The organism is Bradyrhizobium sp. ISRA464 (genome assembly GCF_029910095.1).
Taxonomy (GTDB): Bacteria; Pseudomonadota; Alphaproteobacteria; order Rhizobiales; family Xanthobacteraceae; genus Bradyrhizobium.
Genome location: NZ_CP094526.1, coordinates 7450529 through 7470775, shown reverse-complemented (window position 1 = coordinate 7470775; position 20247 = coordinate 7450529). Strand labels below are relative to the sequence as shown.

The 20247-nt window shown below is 64.9% G+C and carries 16 protein-coding genes; 5 read left to right on the top strand and 11 right to left on the bottom strand.

Going from position 1 to position 20247, the window contains the following annotated elements; translation table 11 throughout:
• Positions 1-116: 116 nt before the first annotated feature.
• Positions 117-1634 carry an AMP-binding protein gene (locus MTX19_RS34540; RefSeq protein ID WP_280981197.1) on the bottom strand — a complete coding sequence of 506 codons (1518 nt, stop codon included), beginning with the start codon at positions 1632-1634 and terminating at the stop codon, positions 117-119.
• Between the two features lie 314 nt (positions 1635-1948).
• Here MTX19_RS34540 and MTX19_RS34535 point away from each other — a divergent pair, with 314 nt between their 5' ends.
• Both MTX19_RS34535 and MTX19_RS34530 read left to right on the top strand, forming a co-directional pair.
• The gene (locus MTX19_RS34535; protein WP_280981196.1) at positions 1949-2278 is read left to right on the top strand and encodes a PilZ domain-containing protein; all 330 of its coding nucleotides are present in this window, start codon (positions 1949-1951) and stop codon (positions 2276-2278) included.
• A gap of 517 nt (positions 2279-2795) precedes the next feature.
• A complete protein-coding gene (locus MTX19_RS34530) occupies positions 2796-3008 on the top strand; it encodes a hypothetical protein (RefSeq protein WP_280981195.1) in 213 nt (70 codons plus the stop codon).
• Between the two features lie 1315 nt (positions 3009-4323).
• On the opposite strand, the gene MTX19_RS34525 is transcribed toward MTX19_RS34530, so the two are convergent.
• The 3 genes from MTX19_RS34525 to MTX19_RS34515 form a co-directional block, all read right to left on the bottom strand.
• Positions 4324-4773, bottom strand: a complete 450-nt coding sequence (locus MTX19_RS34525) for a GNAT family N-acetyltransferase (protein WP_280981194.1) — start codon at positions 4771-4773, stop codon at positions 4324-4326.
• A gap of 156 nt (positions 4774-4929) precedes the next feature.
• Entirely contained in the window at positions 4930-5958 is a 1029-nt protein-coding gene (locus MTX19_RS34520) for a peptidoglycan -binding protein (RefSeq protein WP_280981193.1), read from the bottom strand.
• Positions 5959-5973: 15 nt separating this feature from the next.
• Positions 5974-6960, bottom strand: a complete 987-nt coding sequence (locus tag MTX19_RS34515) for a flagellar motor protein MotA (protein WP_280975646.1) — start codon at positions 6958-6960, stop codon at positions 5974-5976.
• 537 nt (positions 6961-7497) lie between these two features.
• Here MTX19_RS34515 and MTX19_RS34510 point away from each other — a divergent pair.
• From MTX19_RS34510 to tnpA, 3 genes are all read left to right on the top strand, one after another.
• On the top strand, positions 7498-8706 hold the full coding sequence (locus MTX19_RS34510; RefSeq protein ID WP_280981191.1) for an efflux RND transporter periplasmic adaptor subunit: 1209 nt from the start codon (positions 7498-7500) through the stop codon (positions 8704-8706).
• Positions 8707-8712: 6 nt separating this feature from the next.
• Positions 8713-11868, top strand: coding sequence for a multidrug efflux RND transporter permease subunit (locus MTX19_RS34505; protein WP_280981190.1), 3156 nt, complete (start codon positions 8713-8715; stop codon positions 11866-11868).
• 115 nt (positions 11869-11983) lie between these two features.
• The gene (tnpA, locus tag MTX19_RS34500; RefSeq protein WP_280984622.1) at positions 11984-12448 is read left to right on the top strand and encodes an IS200/IS605 family transposase; all 465 of its coding nucleotides are present in this window, start codon (positions 11984-11986) and stop codon (positions 12446-12448) included.
• 184 nt (positions 12449-12632) lie between these two features.
• Here tnpA and MTX19_RS34495 read toward each other — a convergent pair whose 3' ends face one another.
• From MTX19_RS34495 to gap, 7 genes are all read right to left on the bottom strand, one after another.
• Positions 12633-13427, bottom strand: coding sequence for an inositol monophosphatase family protein (locus MTX19_RS34495; protein ID WP_280981189.1), 795 nt, complete (start codon positions 13425-13427; stop codon positions 12633-12635).
• A 249-nt stretch (positions 13428-13676) separates the two neighbouring features.
• The gene (locus MTX19_RS34490; protein ID WP_280981188.1) at positions 13677-14759 is read right to left on the bottom strand and encodes a tetratricopeptide repeat protein; all 1083 of its coding nucleotides are present in this window, start codon (positions 14757-14759) and stop codon (positions 13677-13679) included.
• 7 nt (positions 14760-14766) lie between these two features.
• Entirely contained in the window at positions 14767-15444 is a 678-nt protein-coding gene (locus tag MTX19_RS34485; protein WP_280981187.1) for a thiamine phosphate synthase, read from the bottom strand.
• Entirely contained in the window at positions 15445-16470 is a 1026-nt protein-coding gene (locus MTX19_RS34480; protein ID WP_280981186.1) for a class I fructose-bisphosphate aldolase, read from the bottom strand. It lies immediately after the preceding gene.
• Positions 16471-16649: 179 nt separating this feature from the next.
• Positions 16650-17717, bottom strand: a complete 1068-nt coding sequence (gene fba / locus MTX19_RS34475; protein ID WP_280981185.1) for a class II fructose-bisphosphate aldolase — start codon at positions 17715-17717, stop codon at positions 16650-16652.
• A gap of 49 nt (positions 17718-17766) precedes the next feature.
• Entirely contained in the window at positions 17767-18963 is a 1197-nt protein-coding gene (locus tag MTX19_RS34470; RefSeq protein WP_280975654.1) for a phosphoglycerate kinase, read from the bottom strand.
• Between the two features lie 151 nt (positions 18964-19114).
• The gene (gap, locus tag MTX19_RS34465) at positions 19115-20122 is read right to left on the bottom strand and encodes a type I glyceraldehyde-3-phosphate dehydrogenase (protein ID WP_280975655.1); all 1008 of its coding nucleotides are present in this window, start codon (positions 20120-20122) and stop codon (positions 19115-19117) included.
• Between the last annotated feature and the right edge of the window lie 125 nt (positions 20123-20247).

Below are 20247 nucleotides of genomic sequence, written 5' to 3'. Positions count from 1 at the left end.
GAACCTGAAGTAAATCCGAGGTTCTGCCGGCAGGGAAGCTGAAAAGATATACCTTAAGCGGCCGCCTGCACAGCTCATGTGGCGTGCAGACCGGCCCCTCGCAAGATGAATTGAACTCAATTGCTCCTTGACGGCTTGCGCGCCGGCATGATGCGGAACGCGCGGTCCTCCTTGATCCAGGCGGCGCGCTCGTCGCGCAGCAGCGTGCGGCGGACTTTTCCGGAATCGTCGCGCAGCGGCGCGCCAACGCGCTCAAAACTTTCCGGATGCTTGTAGCGGCTCAGCCGGTCGCTCAGGAAGTCGCCCATGCCGTCGGCGATCTTTTGCGCATCCGCGTCGTCGGCGAGCTCGAGGATCGCGTGCACGCGCTGGCCGAATTCCGGATCGGGCAGGCCGACCACAACGCAGGAGCGCACCTCGGGATGCGCGCTCACCGCGGCCTCGACCTCGGCCGGATAGATGTTGGCGCCGCCGCGCAGCACCATGTCGGCGAGACGGTCGCCGAGATAGAGATAGCCTTCCTCGTCGAGCCGGCCGATGTCGCCGAGCGATTCCCAGCCGTCCGGCCGCCGCTTCGGCGCAGCACCGAGATAGTGATAGGTGGTGCCGGCGCCTTCATTGGGCAGGAAGTAGATCTCGCCGGTATCGCCGGGTGCTACGTCGTTGCCGTCCTCGCCGATGATGCGCAGCTTCGCGGTCTCGCCGATCTTGCCGACCGAGCCCTTGTGCGCCAGCCATTCGACGCCCGAGATCACGCAGGCGCCTTGCCGCTCGGTGCCGCCATAGAGCTCCCAGATTCGCTCCGGCCCGAGCCATTCGATCCACTTCTCCTTCAGCCAGGGCGGCATCGGGGCCGCCATGTGAAACACCATCTGCAGGCTGGAGACGTCGTAGCGGTTGCGCACCTCCTCGGGCAACGCCCAGATCCGGTGCATCATGGTCGGCACGAAGTTCACCCATTGCACAAGCTCGCGCTCGATCAGCCGCAGCGTCTCCTCGGCGTCGAACTTCACCATGCCGGTCAGCCGTCCGCCGCCGAACAGCGCATAATGCGACAGGATGAACGGCGCGTTGTGATAGAGCGGTCCCGGATTCAGCAGCGATGCCTCCAGGGGAATCCCGAGCGGCAGCGGCGTCGTAGTGTCGACCACGGCGGGGCCGTGATCGAGGATCACCTTCGGCCGTCCCGTCGAGCCGCCGCTCGTCATCGCCTTCCAGTAGCGCGCGATCGGAGCCGTCAGCGGCTCATCGGAAAATCCTTCCGGCACGAAATTCGCCGGCAGCGAATTCGGCGCATTCCAGTCGGCTTCGCCGCCGACCACCAGCGCGGGCTTGAGAATGTCGAGCACCGCGGCGGCCTCGCCGCGCGGCAGCCGCCACGACAGCGAGGTCGGGGTCGCGCCGCATTTCCACACCGCAAAGCTGGTCTCGAAAAAGGCGTTGCTGTTGGGCAGCCCGATCGCGACGAAGTCGCCGGGCTTGACGCCCTTGGCGGCAAAGGCGCGCGCCCGCGCATTCGCCCGGCGCTCGAGCTGCTCCCAGGTCAGCGCGTCCTGGCCGTGACTGACGGCGATGGCAGCCGCGGGTTTACGTTCGGCATACCAGCGCGGCACGTCGGCGAGGGGGATCAGCATGGGTCGTTTCCGTCGAAAGAGGCGTCTTGAAGCCGCTCTTGTTGCAGGGGATGTGGCTCGTGCCACGGCGGCACTTCATCAACAGTGCCGTCACCGAGTCAAGCTGAAGGTTTCCGACGCGACCGGTATCCCGCTGATGCAATTGCGGAATCCTTGTTGCTTAAAGGCCGTGTCAAGATTCCGGTAAAGTTCAAGCGATCGCGCTAAGCCGGACTTTACGGGGAGGGCGGCATTGTGGCGTGAGCGGTTGAGCGCCGAACGGCCAGCGCGTTACGCGACGCGCGCGGCGCCCAACGTCCTCAAGGGTCACGACGATGGCGAACAACGGGGCACGGGTGAAGGTCAGTCGCGAGCCGCGACGCCAACTCAACAAGCGCGCGGCCTGGATCACGGTCGACGACGGCGCGACCGACAGCGAATGCGCTGTCGTCGACGTCTCGCCTGGCGGCGCCAAGATCGTGAGCGAGGTGGTGTTCGACGTGAAGGACCGGCTCGCGCTGACGCTGCTCGCCGATCACTCCAAGCGCTATGCCTGCGAGGTGGTGTGGCGCCGCGGCAAGACCTACGGGCTCAAATTCGTTGTCGCGGAGCCGGCGGATGAAGCGCTCGCTGAGCCTGCCGGCGCGGCCGGCGCCAAGTCCTGACGGGACGAGACGTCCGCCCTTCGGAGCTCGTGCAGACACGCGCTTCGCTACTCTCAGAAAAAAGAAATGCCGCCGGCCCTCGATGTGAAGGCCGGCGGCGGACATCTTGCGACTCGATCACCTCTGGCCGACGCTCTTCGCCGCCTGCGCAATGCCGGCGCCGGGTCGGATTCATCACCGTCAATGGTCGCACGCTGACGTTGCTCCCCGAGCGGTTCATCGAATACGCCCGCAAGGTCGCCGGTTCGGACACCGGCCGCAAGCTGACGCGGCGACGTTGACCTCTCTTCCTAAACGAGCCCTGAACTTCGCGTTTACCACTCCTCTAAAGGCCGTGAGAACCAGTTTCCGTAATCGCCCGGCAACGGCCTCCTGCTATTGAAAGAAAAGGAAAAGAGAGAACGACCTGTGTTCGGCACCGTTCGGATCCTCGTCTCGATCGCCTGTGCCTATGCAGGATCTGCGGTTGCGGAAATGCAGATTGACGGCTTCCGGTCTTCACAAGCGGTCCAGGTCCATGACTGAGCATTATCCGATCGCGCCAGAGCACGCGCGCGCCATCTGCGAAGAGATCGGCGAGAGACTGCGCTATGCTCTGCGAGGCGATTACGCCGATTTGCCGCCTAGGCTGCGAGAACTCATGGACCAGCTCTCTCAGCAGGATTGTGATGCTCCATTGCTGGTACCCGCGATGGAGGACATGACGGGATCGCTGGTAGAAGCAGCCTAGGTTTTGGCTCATTGCTCGACGATCAAGGCTGGCAAACGGCCGAGTGGGCAGCACCGGTCCGCGTCCGACCGGGGAAACGAACATCATTCGTATCTTTATCGCTTTTGAACAAAGCTGGTACCCTCGCCCAAGGGCCGCTGACCTTGCACGGACATGACCCTGGCCCGTCGCGACGCGCTACGCACTGCTTCGTGCATTGCGCAAATGCGTGAGTCGGCATGACCATTTGTTGCCTTCATTTCGGCACTTATGGGGTGGAAGCTGACTGGTACGTCAGGGATGTCATGGCGGCCACCGCAAAGGGTGCCAGCAATTGACGGTTCGCACTCACGAGAGCTTGGAAGACGTGGATCTGCGCAACTTCGCCCGCGTCGTTTCAGCCTGCACGTTAGGACTCTGGGCGTTTGCAGCAGGTCTGCTGATCGGCACCTTTTTGTTTTCGTGATCGAAGCGCGGCCGCGCGCATGCATGCCTTCGGCGTGCGTTAGACGCGATCCCGTACGTCGTATACTCCTGAGCGCGTCGATCAGCAGCGGGGCGCGCCCGTGGTGCCTAGGGCGGGTTAGCGGAAGGCGTAACCCGCCGCGCCGATTGCGGCACAGGCGGCGGGTTAGGCTTCGCCAACCCACCCTACGCGTCTGCAACCAACTGCGACAATTCAACCCGACGGGCAATTCGGCAAAACCAGTCAAGTCCTCGCATCAAAAATATTTCTGTTTTCCAGAAGCGCGACTCGATGTATGAATAGCCCATCTCACCCGCTTGAGGGGCGCTTCGCGATCGTCACGAGTGTTGGGTCGAGATGCGGTGGACGCCGAAGTCACGGCTGACGAGCGTGGCAGATAGCGGACGGTGAAGTCGTGCAGGCCTGACGCCCTAGTGGCAGGTGTCTCATCAGCGAGGGACAAGCTCTCCCGCTGATGACGGTGACAACAAAGCCCAGTCTCGCCGGGGAGAGCACGTATAAGCCGTAAACCATCGCGCAGGGAAAGCCGGGATCGTTCCGGTTTCACCTGTGGTCCTACCTCCCGTGCTTTCCATTTGCACGGGACCCATGGGTGCGATCGGCACCCGGCTTTCCCTGCGCCCTCTGTTCGAACAGAGGGACGAACGAGATGCAAAGCTCGGACAAAACATGTCGCGAGGATGAGGACTTACATCCTTTCGGATATCTGAAATTTGAATCTGAAGATCACCCGCCGTCATTGCGAGCGAAGCGAAGCAATCCATTCTTCCGTGCGTGCGGAGAGATGGATTGCTTCGTCGCTTCGCTCCTCGCAATGACTGGGCTTGGCATCTGAGCGCGGGTCCAACCTCACGGCATCCACGCCATCTTCAGCACCGGCCGTCCCGAGGTCGGGTTGACGTCCTCGCCGGCATGCACGAAGCCGTTGCGTTGGTAGAAGCGGATGGCGCGGGCGTTGTCCTTGTTGACCAGCAAGGTAACGCCTTTGGGCGACAGGCGCTTGGCCTCGTCGACCAGCGCGCTTGCGAGCGGCGAGCCCCAGTGACCGGGATCGACCACGAGCTGATCGAGATAGCCCGCCTTGTCGATGGTGACGAAACCGGTCAGCGCGCCGTTCTGCTCGGCGACGACGATCGCAGCGTTCGGCACCAGCTCGTTGCGCCAGCGCTCGCGCCACCACGCCACGCGCGCATTGAAGTCGATCGACGGATAGGCCTGTTGCCAGGTCTGCCGCCACAGCTCGATCGCGGCGTCCTCGTCCGCCGCGCTATAGGGGCGAAGTTGCAAGGGCGCGCTCATTGGAACACAATCGTCATGCCCGAGCCAAAGCGAGACGCGTATCTTCGCGCAGATGTCCCGGGTATTCACGTCTTCCTTTCGGTGGCTCATCAAGACGTGGATGGTCGGGACGGGCGCAGCCATGACGCTGCCTTGGCAGGGACGCCACGGCCATTGTCATTTCTCCGTCAGCTTCAGCTCGATGCGGCGGTTGCGCTTGTAGGCGTCGTCGTTCTGCCCGGTGTCGAGCGGCTGGAATTCGCCGAAGCCGGCGGCGACGAGGCGCTGCGGCGGCACGCCGAGCGACACCAGATACTGCACCACCGAGATCGCGCGCGCCGCGGACAGCTCCCAGTTCGATTTGAACACCGGGCTGTTGATCGGCCGCACGTCGGTGTGGCCGTCGACGCGCAGCACCCAGGGGATCTCGCTCGGGATCTTCTTGTCGATATCGATCAGCGCGCTGGCCACCGTCTCGAGCTCGGTCTTGCCCTCGGGCAGCAGCGTCGCCTGTCCGGTGTCGAAGAACACTTCCGACTGGAACACGAAGCGGTCGCCGACGATGCGGATATCGGGGCGGTTGCCAAGGATCGTGCGCAGGCGGCCGAAGAACTCGGAGCGGTACTTCGACAATTCCTGCACCCGCTGCGCCAGCGCGACGTTCAGGCGCTGGCCGAGATCGGTGATGCGGTTCTGCGATTCCTTGTCGCGCTTCTCGGACGCGTCGAGCGCCTCTTCCAGGGCCGCGAGCTGGCGGCGCAGCGCGCTGATCTGCTGATTCAGCACCTCGATCTGCGCCATCGCGCGCGCGGAGACGCCCTTCTCGGATTCCAGCGCCTTGTTGAGCTCGTTGGCGCGGCCCTGCGCGTCGTTGCCGGAGCTCGCAAGCCCCTCATAGAGCCCCTTCATGCGGTCGCGCTCGCCCTCGGCGGTGGCGAGGCTGGCGCGCAACTGTGCCATCTGGTCGTCGAGGTTGAGCTTGCCGAGCTTCTCCATCGACAAGAGGTCGTTGAGCTGGGCGATCTTGGCGTTGAGCTGTTCCAGCGCCTTGTCCTTGCCGGTGACCTCCTGCGACAGGAAGAACTGCACCACCAGGAACACCGTGAGCAGGAACACGATCGACAGCACCAGCGTCGACAGCGCGTCGACAAAGCCGGGCCAGTAATTGAAGGCGGATTCGCTGCGGCGTGCGCGGGCAAGGGCCATGGGCTTGCTCTCTGGCTAACTCTTCTCGGGCTGACGGGCGAGGCGCTCGAGCAGGCGCTTGATCTCGCGGTTCTGCTCGCCCTGGCCGTCGGCCCATTCCCGGATCATCTGTTGCTCGGTGCGCATATGCGCAACCAGTCCCTGGATCGCTTCGGCGAGATTGGCCATCGCGGCCGTGCTGCCGCGGCTGCCGCCGCCCTCTTCGACCGCGGCGCGCAGCCGGTCGATCGCGCCCTGCAACTCGCCGCCGACGGCGCCCTCCTCGCCGGAAATGCCGCGCACGGTGGTGGCGAGCCAGTCCTCGAGGTCGGTGTAGAAGCGGTTCTGCGCCTGGCTCGACTGCAGATCGAGGAACCCGAGGATCAGCGAGCCGGCGAGGCCGAACAGCGAGGACGAGAACGAAATGCCCATGCCGCCGAGCGGGGCGGCAAGGCCTTCCTTCAGCGCGTCGAAGAGCGCGCCGGCTTCGCCGCCGACCTTGAGACTGTCGATCACCTTGCCGACCGAGCCCACCGTCTCGATCAGGCCCCAGAAGGTGCCAAGCAGGCCGAGGAACACGAGCAGGCCGGTCATGTAGCGCGAAATGTCGCGGGCCTCGTCGAGGCGGGTCGCGATCGAATCGAGCAGATGCCGCATGGTCTGCGGCGTGATGCTCATCCGGCCGGTGCGCTCGCCGCCGAGGATCGCGGCCATCGGGGCCAGCAACTTCGGGCGGCGGTCGATCGCAAGGCCGGGATCGGCGATGCGGAAATTGTTGACCCAGGCGACTTCCGGATAGAGCCGGATCACCTGCCGGAACGCCAGGATGATGCCGATCAGGAGCACCGCGCCGATCAGGGCGTTCAGCCCGGGATTGGCGAAGAAGGCGGTAACGATCTGCTTGTACAGCACGACCCCGACCAGGCCGCAGAGCACCAGAAACACCAGCATCCGCACCAGGAAGATCCGGGGCGACGACAGTTTGCTCAGTTCAATCTCCATGTCGGAGCGGGAAGGGGGCATTGCCGGGTCATCCGTTCGCGAAGGCCGCATCTGCGATCAATATGGCACAGCGGCGGAGGGAGGAAAGTGAGGAAAGCCGCATCCGGGCCACGAAGGGGAATTCTTCGGTTGAAGGCGGCCTTTCGCACACACCTCAAGAAAGGAGTCCCGGCTGCTCGCGCACGTCTTCGGGCATTGCGCAGATCGCACGCCCGTCGGAGCGCACGGGCCGCGCTCGTGCGGTTCGCACCGTCCGATGAGCGGACGAGGCGATTCGGCACAAAGTTGCGGCATGCCGCCGTCGCGCGCCCGCGATTGCCGTGTTCTCGCGCACGCATTCCTTAACGGAGTCCCACAGCTTGCGATGGAACTTTGCTCACAATCCGGTGACTCGACAAAAGATGTCGCAGATTCAGGGCGATAGGCTTGTGTGACAATGAGCCGCCCGCGGAATGCATTGCGTTGCAGCAAGCAGATTTTATTTTCTCCCGTCATCGAAGCGGTGTCGACGCGGCACCGCCGTTTCTGTGTTCACACCAATCAGGGGGCGACTTTCCGATGTCTGGACTTCGCGCGCAATCGGCATGCATTGCGTTGATGCTGGCCGTGGCGGCGCCACTGCTTGCAGGCTGCGACGAACCGAACACCGCGGCCGCCGCCGCGCAGCCCCCCGAGCCGGACGTCAGCGTCGTCACCGTGCAGCAGCAGGCGCGCGCGATGGTGCGCGAGCTGCCGGGCCGCATCGCGCCCACCCGCGTCTCGGACGTGCGGCCGCGCGTCTCCGGCATCATCGTCAACCGCATGTTCCACCAGGGCAGCGAGGTCAAGGCCGGCGATCCGCTCTACCAGATCGATCCGCGCCCGTTTGAGGTCGAAGTGCAATCGACTGAGGCCGCGCTGTCGCGCGCCAAGGCGGTGCTCGAGCAGGCCTCGTTGCAGGCCCGCCGCATCGCGACCCTGACCCACCAGCGCGCGACCTCCGAGGCCGAGAACGAGAAGGCGATCGCCAACCTGAAGCAGGCTGAAGCCGACGTTCAGGGCCGCGAGGCCGAAGTCGCGCGCGCCAAGCTCAACCTTGATTATGCGACAATCCGCGCGCCGATCGACGGCACCATCGGCGCGGCGCTGGTCTCCGAGGGCGCGCTCGTCGTGCAGAACGACGCGTCGAGCCTGGCGACCATCCAGCAGCTCGACCCGATCTATGCCGACTTCCAGCAGTCGGCCAGCGAGATGAATCAGCTCCGCCGCGCCTTCGAGAACGGCGATCTCGACCGCATCGCGCCCGATGCGCTGAAGGTCCGCCTCGTGCTCGACGACGGCTCGATCTACCCGCTGCCGGGCAAGCTGTTGTTTTCCGACGCCAAGGTCGACGCCTATACCGGCCAGGTGACGCTGCGCGGCGAGTTCCCGAATCCGCATCGGGTCCTGTTGCCCGGCATGTATGTCCGGGTGCAGATCGAACAGGGCATCGACTCCGACGCCATCGCCGTGCCGGAGCAGGCGATCCAGCGCAATGGCGGCGGCGGCAGCGAGGTCTACGTCGTCAAGGCTGACAATCACGTCGCGGTCCAGTCGGTGCGCACCGGCTCGTTGCAGGGTGGTCAGTGGTTCGTTACCGATGGTCTGAAGGCCGGCGACAAAGTCGTGGTGGAGGGTTTCCAGAAATTCGCCGCGGGCGACAAGGTGCGGCCGCATCTCTGGAAGCAGGTCGATGCGTCGGCCGAAACCGTGACGGACGCGCAGCAAGCCGCTCACGTCCAGCGGTGATCGTTCATGCCTAGCTTCTTCATCGACAGGCCGATCTTCGCCTGGGTCGTCGCGCTGTTCATCTGTCTGATCGGCGCGATCTCGATCCCGCTGCTCGCGGTCGCGCAGTATCCGATCATCGCGCCGCCCTCGATCTCGATCTCGACCAGCTATCCCGGCGCGTCGCCCGAGAACCTCTACAACAGCGTAACGCGGCTGATCGAGGAGGAGCTCAACGGCGCCGCCAACATCCTGAACTTCGAATCGACCAGCGACTCGCTCGGCCAGGTCGAGATCATCGCCAACTTCAAGCCGGGCACCGACACCAGCCAGGCCTCGGTCGAGGTGCAGAACCGCCTCAAGCGCGTTGAGGCGCGGCTGCCGCGCGCAGTGATCCAGCAGGGCATCCTGGTCGAGGAAGCCTCCTCCGCCGTTCTGCAGATCATCACGCTGAATTCGACCGACGGGAGCCTCGACGAGGTCGGCCTCGGCGACTTCATGATCCGCAACGTGCTGGGCGAGATTCGCCGCATCCCCGGCGTTGGCCGCGCCACGCTCTATTCGACCGAGCGGAGTCTGCGCATCTGGATCGATCCGGCCAAGCTGGTCGGCTATGGCCTCAGTGCGGATGACGTCAACCGGGCGATCTCGGCGCAGAACGCCCAGGTTGCTTCGGGCAGCGTCGGCGCCGAGCCGAGCACCGACACGCAGAAGATCTCCGCGCTGGTGCTAGTGAAGGGCCAACTGTCCTCGCCCGACGAGTTCGGCGCGATCATCCTGCGCGCCAACAATGATGGTTCGACGGTCCGCCTGCGCGACGTCGCGCGGATCGAGATCGGCGGCCTCAGCTACCAGTTCAACACGCGCCTGAACGGCAAGCCGACCGCGGGCCTTTCGGTGCTGCTGTCGCCGAAGGGCAACGCGCTGGCGACCGCGAGCGCGGTGGAGGCCAAGATGAAGGAGCTGTCGCGCTTCTTCCCGGCCAATATCAGCTACGACATTCCCTACAACATCACGCCGGTGGTCGAGGCCTCGATCAAGAAGGTGCTGATGACGCTGGTCGAGGCGGTGGTGCTGGTCTTCATCGTGATGTTCCTGTTCCTGCAGAACATCCGCTGCACCATCATTCCGACCATCGTGGTTCCGGTGGCGCTGCTCGGCGCCTGCGCCACGCTGATGATCGCGGGCTTCTCGATCAACATGCTGACCATGTTCGGCATGGTGCTGGCGGTCGGCATCCTCGTCGACGACGCCATCGTCGTGGTCGAGAATGTCGAGCGCATCATGGCCGAGGAAGGCCTGCCGCCGAAGGAAGCGACCAAGAAGGCGATGTCGCAGATCACAGGCGCCATCATCGGCATCACACTGGTGCTGATGGCCGTATTCGTGCCGATGGCGTTCTTCCCCGGCTCGGTCGGCATCATCTACCGCCAGTTCTCGGTCACCATGGTCGCGGCGATCGCCTTCTCGGCGCTGCTCGCGCTGTCGCTGACGCCGGCGCTGTGCGCGACGCTGCTCAAGCCGGTGCAGAAGGGCCACGGCCATGCTCGCAAGGGCGTGTTCGGCTGGTTCAACCGCGCGCTCGACACCAGCCGCGCCGGCTATACGCGCACCGTGCAGGGCTCGCTGAAGCGCACCAGCCGCCTGATGCTGATCTACGCCGCGCTGTTCGCAGGCGTCGCCTACGGCTTCGTGCGGCTGCCCGGCGGCTTCCTGCCGGTCGACGACCAGGGCTTCATCACGACCGACGTGCAGACGCCGTCGGAGTCGTCCTATGCGCGCACTGAATCCGCGGTTGAGAAGGTTGAAAAGTATCTGCTCGAGCGCGACGGCATCGAGAACGTGACGTTCCTCACCGGCTTCAGCTTCCTCGGCCAGGGCATGAACACCGCGCAGGCCTTCATCACGCTGAAGGACTGGTCGGAGCGGGGTACGAAGGATTCCGCGGCCGCCATCGTCACCGACATCAACCGCGAGCTGTCGTCGATCCGCGACGCCAGGATCTCGGCGCTGCAGCCGCCGCCGATCGACAATCTCGGCAACTCCTCGGGCTTCTCATTCCGCCTGCAGGACCGCGGCCAGAAGGGCTATGCGGCGCTGATCGCGGCGTCCGACCGCCTCGTCACCGAAGCCAATGCCAGCCCGATCCTGCAGAAGGTCTATGTCGAAGGCCTGCCGCCGGCGCCGCAGGTCAATCTGGTGATCGACCGCGAGAAGGCAGGCGCGTTCGGCGTCACCTTCGAGGACATCAACAACACGATCTCGACCAATCTCGGCTCGAACTACATCAACGACTTTCCGAACCGCGGACGCATGCAGCGCGTCATCGTGCAGGCCGACAAGACCAGCCGCATGAACGCGGACGACATCCTGAACTACAACGTCAAGAACAGCCGCGGCCAGCTGGTGCCGTTCTCGGCCTTCGCGACCATCGAGTGGTCGAAGGGGCCGACGCAGATCGCGGGCTTCAACTACTATCCGGCGGTGCGCATCTCCGGCGAGGCGCGGCCGGGCTTCACCTCGGGCGACGCGATCGCCGAGATGGAGCGGCTCGCCGACAAGCTGCCACGCGGCTTCGGCTATGAATGGACCGGCCAGTCGCTGCAGGAGAAGCTGTCGGGCTCGCAGGCGCCGTTCCTGCTCGCGCTGTCGGTGCTGGTGGTGTTCCTGTTGCTCGCCGCGCTCTATGAGAGCTGGACCATTCCGCTCGCGGTGCTGCTCACCGTGCCGCTCGGCATTCTCGGCGCCGTGGTGGCGGCGACGCTGCGCGGCCTGCCCAACGACGTCTATTTCACCGTCGGCCTGATCACCATTATCGGTCTTGCCGCCAAGGATGCGATCCTGATCATCGAGTTCGCCAAGGACCTGCGCGCGCAGGGCAAGCCGCTGATCGAGGCGACGGTGGAGGCGTGCAGCCTGCGCTTCCGCCCGATCCTGATGACCGGCCTCGCCTTCGTCTGCGGCGTGCTGCCGATGGCGGTCGCAACCGGTGCCGGCGGCGCCAGCCAGCAGGCGCTCGGCACATCCGTGATGGGCGGCATGATCGCCGTCGTCATCCTGGCGCTGCTGCTGGTCCCGGTGTTCTTCGTCACCGTGCAACGCGCGCTGGCGGGCGACCGGGAGAAGGGGACGGAGAAGGAGAAGGGTGAGGCGTATCGTCCGCCGGCGCCGGCGAAGCCCTAACCAAGCCTGCTAAGCCCCCGCCTATGGCGGGGCGAAAACCGGCAGTTCTACAGCTGCGGGAATGAAGTCATGGAGTCTCCTTGGGGAACCGCCAAGAACCCTCAAGGAGACCATGATGGAAGCAGAGTACAATCATCTTAATCACGCGACTTGGGAGTGCAAGTACCACGTCGTGTTTACGCCGAAGTACCGCAAGAAGCTGCTGTTCGGGAAGATCAAGCGACATCTGGGCCAGGTATTTCACGATCTGGCACGACGGAAGGAGTGCCGGATCGAGGAAGGTCACCTGATGCCGGATCATGTCCACATGCTGATATCGATACCTCCGAAATATTCGGTGGCGCAGATCATCGGGTATATGAAGGGGAAGAGTTCGATCTGGATCGCGCAGAACGTCGAACGGAAGATGCGAAATTTCCTGGGCCACAAATTCTGGGCACGCGGATATTTTGTCACGACCGTCGGCCGCGATGAGGAAATGATCCGGGCCTACATCAAGAATCAGGAAATGGCCGACCAGCAACTGGATCAGTTTGAGCTAAAGATTTCAGCTGCCCCAAAATCCAAGCAATCGTCCTAACATCCCTTAAAACCGCCTTTGGCGGTTCCCAATCAAACCTCCAGCTTTGCTGGAGGTTATTGGCTCGTCATGCCCCGCGAAGGCGGGGCATCCAGTATTCCGTGACGCGAGGGCCAGGCAGTTACGGCAGCCGCGGGGTATTGGATCATCCACTTTCGCGGATGATGACAGTGAGTACGCTGCTTCACTGCCCGAGCGGTTTCAGGATCTTGATCAGCTCGCCGTGCACAAACTCGTTGCCGCAGACGACGTGCCCGGTCTGCAGTGGGTCGTCATTGCCCTGGATGCCGGAGACCGTGCCGCCGGCCTCCCTGACCATGATCTGGCCGGCCGCGATGTCCCAGGGACTGAGATTGCGTTCCCAATAGCCGTCGAGCCGGCCGGCGGCGACGAAGGCGAGATCGAGCGAGGCGGCGCCGAAACGGCGGAAGCCCGCGACCTTGGTCTGCAGCGCGGCCATTTCGTGCAGCGCCAGCTGGTGATTGCCGCGGCCGATATGCGGCAGCCCGCAGGCGATCACGCATTCGTTGAGCTGGCGACGGCCGGCGACGCGCAGCCGCTGGTCGTTGAGGAAGGCGCCCTTGCCGCGCTCGGCGATATAGAGCTCGTCATTGGCGGGGTTGTAGATCACGCCCGCGATCACCGTGCCCTCCCGCGCCAGCGCGATCGAGATCGCGAATTGCGGAATGCCGTGCAGGAAGTTGGTGGTGCCGTCGAGCGGATCGACGATCCATGTATGGCTCTTGTCGGTGCCCTCGCGCTGCCCGCCTTCCTCGCCGAGGAAGCCGTAGCCGGGACGCGCCTTGGCGAGGTCGGCGTAGAGCATCTCCTCGGCGCGCTTGTCTGCGAGCGAGACGAAATTCGCCGGCCCCTTCATCGACACCTGGAGGTGCTCGATCTCGCCGAGGTCGTGTTTGAGGCTGCGGCCGGCACGCCGCGCGGCCTTGACCATGACATTGATGAGGGCGGAGTAGAGCATGATGGAAGCTGGTGGCTCTCGAGCGTTGGAAATCAATCAGGCAGCATACGCAAAACCCTGCCCGTCATCCTGAGGAGCGCGGAACGCGCGTCTCGAAGGACGACGGCCCGGTCCGGGGCCGTGCATCCTTCGAGCTTCGCCCAGCGGCGCAATTGCGCCGCAAGGCTCGCACCTCAGGATGACGGGGAACGGCCTGCGGCGCCGGAGGCTTGCGACTGGGTGCCCTCTGGAGCCCGCGCCGTCAAGGCGTCATTTGACGTTGTTTCCGATCCATTTCCGGGCGGCGGCCTCGCCTTTGGCGCGGTCCTCCGGGGACATATCGGCGAGGATGTCGTCGAGGTCAGGGTCGCCCTTGCCGGCGGTCTTGGCGACCAGGTGCCATTTCAGCGCCTCGACCTTGTCCATCGGCGCGCCCTCGCCGGTCGCCAGCACGTGGGCGAGGCGGTTTTGCGCGATCGCGCTGTTCTGCCGGGCCGCCTTGCGCAGCAGCGCCACCGCGGCCGGCACGTTTCGCGGCGTGCCGGTGCCATTGTAGAGCGCGATGGCATATTCGACCTCGGCGTCGACATTGTCGGCGAGAGACGCGGCCTGCAGCAGCCGTGCGGCCTTTTCGAGGTCCTTCGGCACCCCCGTGCCTTCCTTGTAGAAGGTGGCGAGCGCGTATTGCGCTTCCGGATTGCCGGCGTCCGCCGCCATGCGCAGCAACTCGGCGGAGCGCTTGAGGTCCTGGGGCAGGGTCTGGCCGTCGAGATAGAGCAGCGCGAGATTGTAGGCCGCCTTGGGCTCGCCGAGCTTGGCCGCCGAGGCCAGCAGCTTGACCGCGGAATCCTTGTCAATCGGGCTGCCGCGGCCCGCGATCTTCATCATCGCGAGCGCGAACATCGCCTCGCGATCCCCGGCATCCGACGCCCGCTTGTACCATTCGTCGGCCTTGGTGTAGTCGCGCTTGACGCCGAGCCCGTTGGCGTAGAGCTCGCCGAGCATCGTCATCGCCTTGGGATCGTTGTTGTACTGCGCGCGCGCGGTCGCCAGGTCGAACGTGGTCTTGTACAGCCCGCGCTGGTAGGCGCCGTAGACCAGGTCGACGTTGGGATCCTCGAAGGCCTGCGTCGGGGTCGGCGAGGGTGTCGGGGTCGGCGTTGCAGCGGCCGCAGGTTTCGGCGCGGGCTTCTTCGCGACCAGCGAATGGACCTTCGGCTTGTGCTCCTTCGGAGCCTCCTTCTTTGGCGCGGGCGGCTGCTGCGCCGGGGGCGTGATCGACAGCTGTGCCACCGCGCCGCTCGCCAGCATCGTGCAGCCGAGCGCAACACCTATCGGACGCAGGCGCTTCATTCCGGCGTCATCCCTCGGCCCTGGCCTTTCCGATCATCCGGGCGTGCGCTTGCGCGATCGCTTCACTCACATCGATAAGGGCCGCTTTCGCGCCGCGCGGATCGGCCCAGACGAAGTCGCCCACCAGGACGAAATCCGCGCCGGCTGCGGCGAACGCCTCGGCCTCCTCGCGCGAGGCGGCGAAGCCGACGCAGGGCGGCTCGAACAATTCGTCCCACCATTCCAGCCGCTCGGCGATCGCCTCGGCGGACGGCCGCTGTCCGTTGGCGTCGGGCTCGCCGAACAGCACATAGTCCGCGCCGGCCTCGCCCGCAGCCATGGAATCGTGGCGCGTCGCAAGTCCGCCGACCCCGACGATGCGGTCGGGCTTCAGCGACGGCAGGGCGTCCTCCATCGCAGCGATGCCGGTCAGATGCGCGCCATCGGCGCCGGCGCGGGCCACCAGTTCGGGATGTCCGTCGATCAACAGCGCCGCGCCCGCATTCTGGATCGCAGGCGCCAGCGCCTTGACGCGCGAGATCATGGTGCGCTGGTCGGTCTCGCGCAGCCGTACCAGGACCGCGGCAACGTCGGCCGCGGCCAGCAGGGCGGGAAGCTCAGCCCCAAGCTGTGCAGGCTCGTCGACCGGCGGCGTCGCGAGATAGAGGCGCGGCGCCGGCCGCGGCGGAACGGGCTTTGTGGCCAACTATGCCGCCTGTTTCTCGAGGCTAGCGTTCCATTTGCCGGTGCTCGCCAGCCCGTTCATCCGGGCGCGATGCGAGAAGGCACGCTGGCCCGCGGCAACGTTGTCGGCCTTGCCGGACCACGCCTTCTGCGGCGCTGCCTGCAGCGCGCGGCCATAGGAGAAGGTGAGATGCCAAGGCAGGTTGCCGATCTTGTTCATGGCGTCGAGATGCGCGGTCGCTTCCTCGTCGCTCTGTCCGCCGGAGAGGAAGGCGATGCCCGGCACCGCGGCCGGCACGCAGCTCTTGAGCAGGCGGACCGTCTTCTCGGCGACCTCCTCGACGGAAGCCTGCTTGGGGCACTTCTTGCCCGAGATCGCCATGTTCGGCTTCAGGATCATGCCTTCGAGCGCGACGCGCTGTACCCGCAGCTCCTGGAACGTCCTGTTCAGCACACGCTGCGTCACGTCGTAGCAACGGTCGATGTCGTTGTCGCCGTCCATCAGCACTTCCGGTTCGACGATCGGCACGATCTGCGCGGCCTGGCACAGCGCGGCGTAGCGGGCCAGCGCGTGCGCGTTGACGCGGATCGCGGTCATGGAAGGGATCCCGGCGCCGATATCGATCACCGCACGCCATTTCGCGAAGCGCGCGCCGCGCTCGTAATATTTCTTCAGCCGCTCGGCGAGCTTGTCGAGGCCGACGGTGACGAGTTCGCCGGGGCAGGCAGGCAGCGGCTGGGTGCCTTCATCGACCTTGATGCCAGGGATCGCGCCTGCCTGCTCGATCAGCTTGACCAGTGGCGTGCCGTCCTTGGCGTTCTGCCAGATCGTCTCGTCGTAGAGGATGACGCCGGAGATGTACTTGCTCATCGCCTCCTGCGAGCGGAACAGCATCTCGCGATAGTCGCGGCGGTTCTCCTCGGTCGATTCGACCTTGATGGCGTCGAAACGCTTCTTGATCGTGCCTGAGGATTCGTCGGCGGCGAGGATGCCCTTGCCCGGGGTGACCATGGCGAGGGCGACTTTGTTGAGGTCAGTAAGATTCATCGAGACGTCCTCCGGAGCGCATTGCCTTTGCAAACCAAAATAGGCGGTTCTCGGGCAATTGCCTAGAAAACGTTCGTCGCGGCCGCCAGGTTGCAGCGGCGGCGGGCCGATGGGGGACACCGTTCCCGACTGCGTCAGAAGCGATGTCCCGTCGTTAATGTTGTCAGGCGATGATGCTGTCAGGCGATCTTCGGGGCGAGCTCGCCTGCGGCGTAGCGCTTGGCCATTTCCGCTGTGGTCAGCACCCGCTTGATCTTGCTGGCCTGGCCCGCGGTATTGAACTCCTGCAGCCGCTGCTTGCACAGCTTGGTCATCGCCTCCATCGCGGGCTTCAGGTACTTGCGCGGATCGAACTCTTCCGGGTTGTCCTTCAGCACCTTGCGGATCTGGCCGGTCATCGCCATGCGGTTGTCGGTGTCGATGTTGATCTTGCGCACGCCGTTCTTGATGCCGCGCTGGATCTCGGCGACCGGCACGCCCCAGGTCGGCTTCATCTTGCCGCCATTGGCGTTGATGATGTCCTGCAGCTCCTGCGGCACCGACGACGAGCCGTGCATCACCAGATGCATGTTCGGCAGCTTGCGATGGATCTCCTCGATCACGTTCATGGCGAGGATGTCACCATCGGGCTTGCGGGTGAACTTGTAGGCGCCGTGCGAGGTGCCCATCGCGATCGCCAGCGCGTCGACCCTGGTCTCCTTGACGAACTTCACGGCCTCGTCGGGATTGGTCAGCAGCTGGTCATGCGACAGCTTGCCCTCGGCGCCGTGGCCGTCTTCCTTGTCGCCCATGCCGGTCTCGAGCGAGCCGAGCACGCCGAGCTCGCCTTCCACCGAGATGCCGCCGAGATGGGCCATGCCGGTCACGGTCTTGGTGACGCCGACATTGTAATCCCAGTCGCCGGGGGTCTTGCCGTCGGCCTTGAGCGAGCCGTCCATCATCACAGAGGTGAAGCCGGCCTGGATCGCGGTCATGCAGGTGGCGGGCTCGTTGCCGTGGTCGAGATGCACGCAGACCGGAATCTGCGGATAGATCTCGGTGAGGGCGTCCATCATGTGCTTGAGCATGACGTCGTTGGCATAGGAGCGCGCGCCGCGCGAGGCCTGGATGATGACGGGGGCGTCAACCTCGGAGGCTGCGGCCATGATCGACAGGGCCTGCTCCATGTTGTTGATGTTGAACGCCGGAACGCCGTAATCATGCTCGGCCGCGTGGTCGAGCAGTTGCCGCAACGTAATGCGAGCCATTCAGTTTTCTCCCTGTATTGCAGCGCCTTCGCGCGTGATCGGATGTGAGTTAGCCCTTCTTCAGAACTTCGACGCCGGGCAGCGGCTTGCCTTCCATCCATTCAAGAAACGCGCCGCCCGCGGTCGAGACATAGGAAAAATCCCCGGCGACGCCGGCCTGGTTCAGCGCCGCGACAGTGTCGCCGCCGCCGGCGACCGAGATCAGCTCCTTCACCTTGGTCCGTTCGGCGGCATGTTTCGCCGACACCACCGTGCCGCGGTCGAACGGCGTCAGCTCGAAGGCGCCGAGCGGTCCGTTCCACACCAGGGTTGCCGCATCGTCGATCGCGGCATGGATGCGCGCGATCGATTGCGGGCCGACGTCGAGGATCATGCCGTCGGCGGGAATCGCGTCGAGCCCGTAGGCATGCGACGGCGCATTGGCCGAGAATTGGCTGGCGACCACGGCGTCGACCGGCAGGATGATCGCGCAGTTGGAGGCGTTGGCCTTGTCCAGGATCTTGAGCGCGGTCGCGGCGAGGTCCTTTTCGGCCAGCGACTTGCCGATGGCGACGCCTTGCGCGTGCAGGAAGGTGTTGGCCATGCCGCCGCCGATCACCAGCGCATCGACCTTGGTCACCAGGTTCTCCAGAAGGTCGATCTTGGTCGACACCTTGGCGCCGCCGATGATCGCGATCACCGGCTTGGTCGGCGCCTCCAGCGCCTTGCCGAGTGCATCGAGCTCGGCCTGCATGGTGCGGCCGGCGTAGGCCGGCAGCTTGTGGCCGAGGCCTTCGGTCGAGGCGTGTGCGCGGTGCGCGGCGGAGAATGCGTCGTTGACCCAGATGTCGCCGAGCTTGGCGAGCTCAGCGACGAAGCCGGCGTCGTTCTTTTCCTCCTCCTTGTGGAAGCGGGTGTTCTCGAGGCAGAGGATATCGCCGTCCTTCAGCGCAGCAACCGCCTTGGCTGCGACGTCGCCGATGCAGTCGTCGGCGAAGGCGACAGGGCGCTTGATCACTTCGGACAGCGCCTCGGCCACGGGCTTGAGCGACTCCTTGGGATCGCGCCCCTTGGGCCGGCCGAAATGGGCCAGCAGGATCACCTTGCCGCCCTTGTCGGAGATTTCGGTGATGGTGGGAGCGACGCGCTCTAGCCGGGTGGCGTCGGTGACGCGGCCATTTTCCATGGGGACGTTGAGGTCGACGCGCAGCAGCACGCGCTTGCCCTTCACGTCGACGTCGTCGAGGGTGCGGAATGATTTTGTCACGGGGGTGTTTCCTACGTCATGGCCGGGCATAGCCGTCCGAGGGACGGCGGCGCTTCGCTTTCCCAAGTCCTGGCCATCCATCCATGTCTTGACATGAGGGGCCTAAGACGTGGATGCCCGGCACAAGGCCGGGCATGACGGATCGTCTGTCTTAGAGAAGCTTTCCGATCGCGACGGCGGTATCGGCCATGCGGTTGGAGAAGCCCCACTCGTTGTCGTACCACGACATCACGCGCACCAGCGTGCCGTTCTGCACCTTGGTCTGGTCCATGTGGAAGGTCGACGAGTGCGGATCGTGGTTGAAGTCGATCGAGACGTTCGGCGCAGTGGTGTAGCCGAGGATGCCCTTGAGCTGCTGCTCGGAGGCGCGCTTCATCGCCTCGTTGATCTCCTTGGCATCGGTGGCGCGCTTGGCGACGATCTTGAGGTCGACCACCGAGACGTTCGGGGTCGGCACGCGGATCGCGACGCCGTCGAGCTTGCCTTTCAGCTCCGGCAGCACCAGGCCGATCGCCTTCGCCGCACCGGTCGAGGTCGGGATCATCGACATCGCCGCCGCGCGGCCGCGATAGAGGTCCTTGTGCAGGGTGTCGAGGGTCGGCTGGTCGCCGGTGTAGGCATGGATCGTGGTCATGAAGCCGGTCTCGATGCCGACCGTGTCGTTCAACACCTTGGCGACCGGGGCCAGGCAGTTGGTGGTGCAGGAGCCGTTCGAGACCACCATGTGGTCCTTGGTCAGCGTCTCGTGGTTGACGCCGTAGACGATGGTGGCGTCGGCGCCATCAGCCGGAGCCGAGACCAGCACGCGCTTGGCGCCGGCGGTGAGGTGCGCGGAGGCCTTGTCCTTCGAGGTGAAGATGCCGGTGCATTCCAGCGCGACATCGACGCCGAGGGCCTTCCACGGCAGCTTCGAGGGATCGCGCTCGGCGGAGACCTTGATCTTGCTGTCGCCGACGCTGATCGTGTCACCCTCGACGGTCACGGTGCCGGGGAAGCGGCCGTGCACGGAGTCGAAGCGCAGCAGGTGCGCGTTGGTCTCGACCGGACCGAGGTCGTTGATGCCGACCACCTCGATATCCCTGCGGCCGGACTCGGCAATGGCGCGCAACACATTGCGGCCGATACGTCCAAACCCGTTGATCGCGACGCGGATTGCCATGCTCGTCTCTCCTCTAAAAGCTGATGCCCGCCCCGCGGGAGACCTCCCACGAGGGTTTTACGGCGGAACGCCCGGTTCGGCCGGGCGCGGACGGAAAAGATGGAGCTTTGGTAATCCTTTTTCGT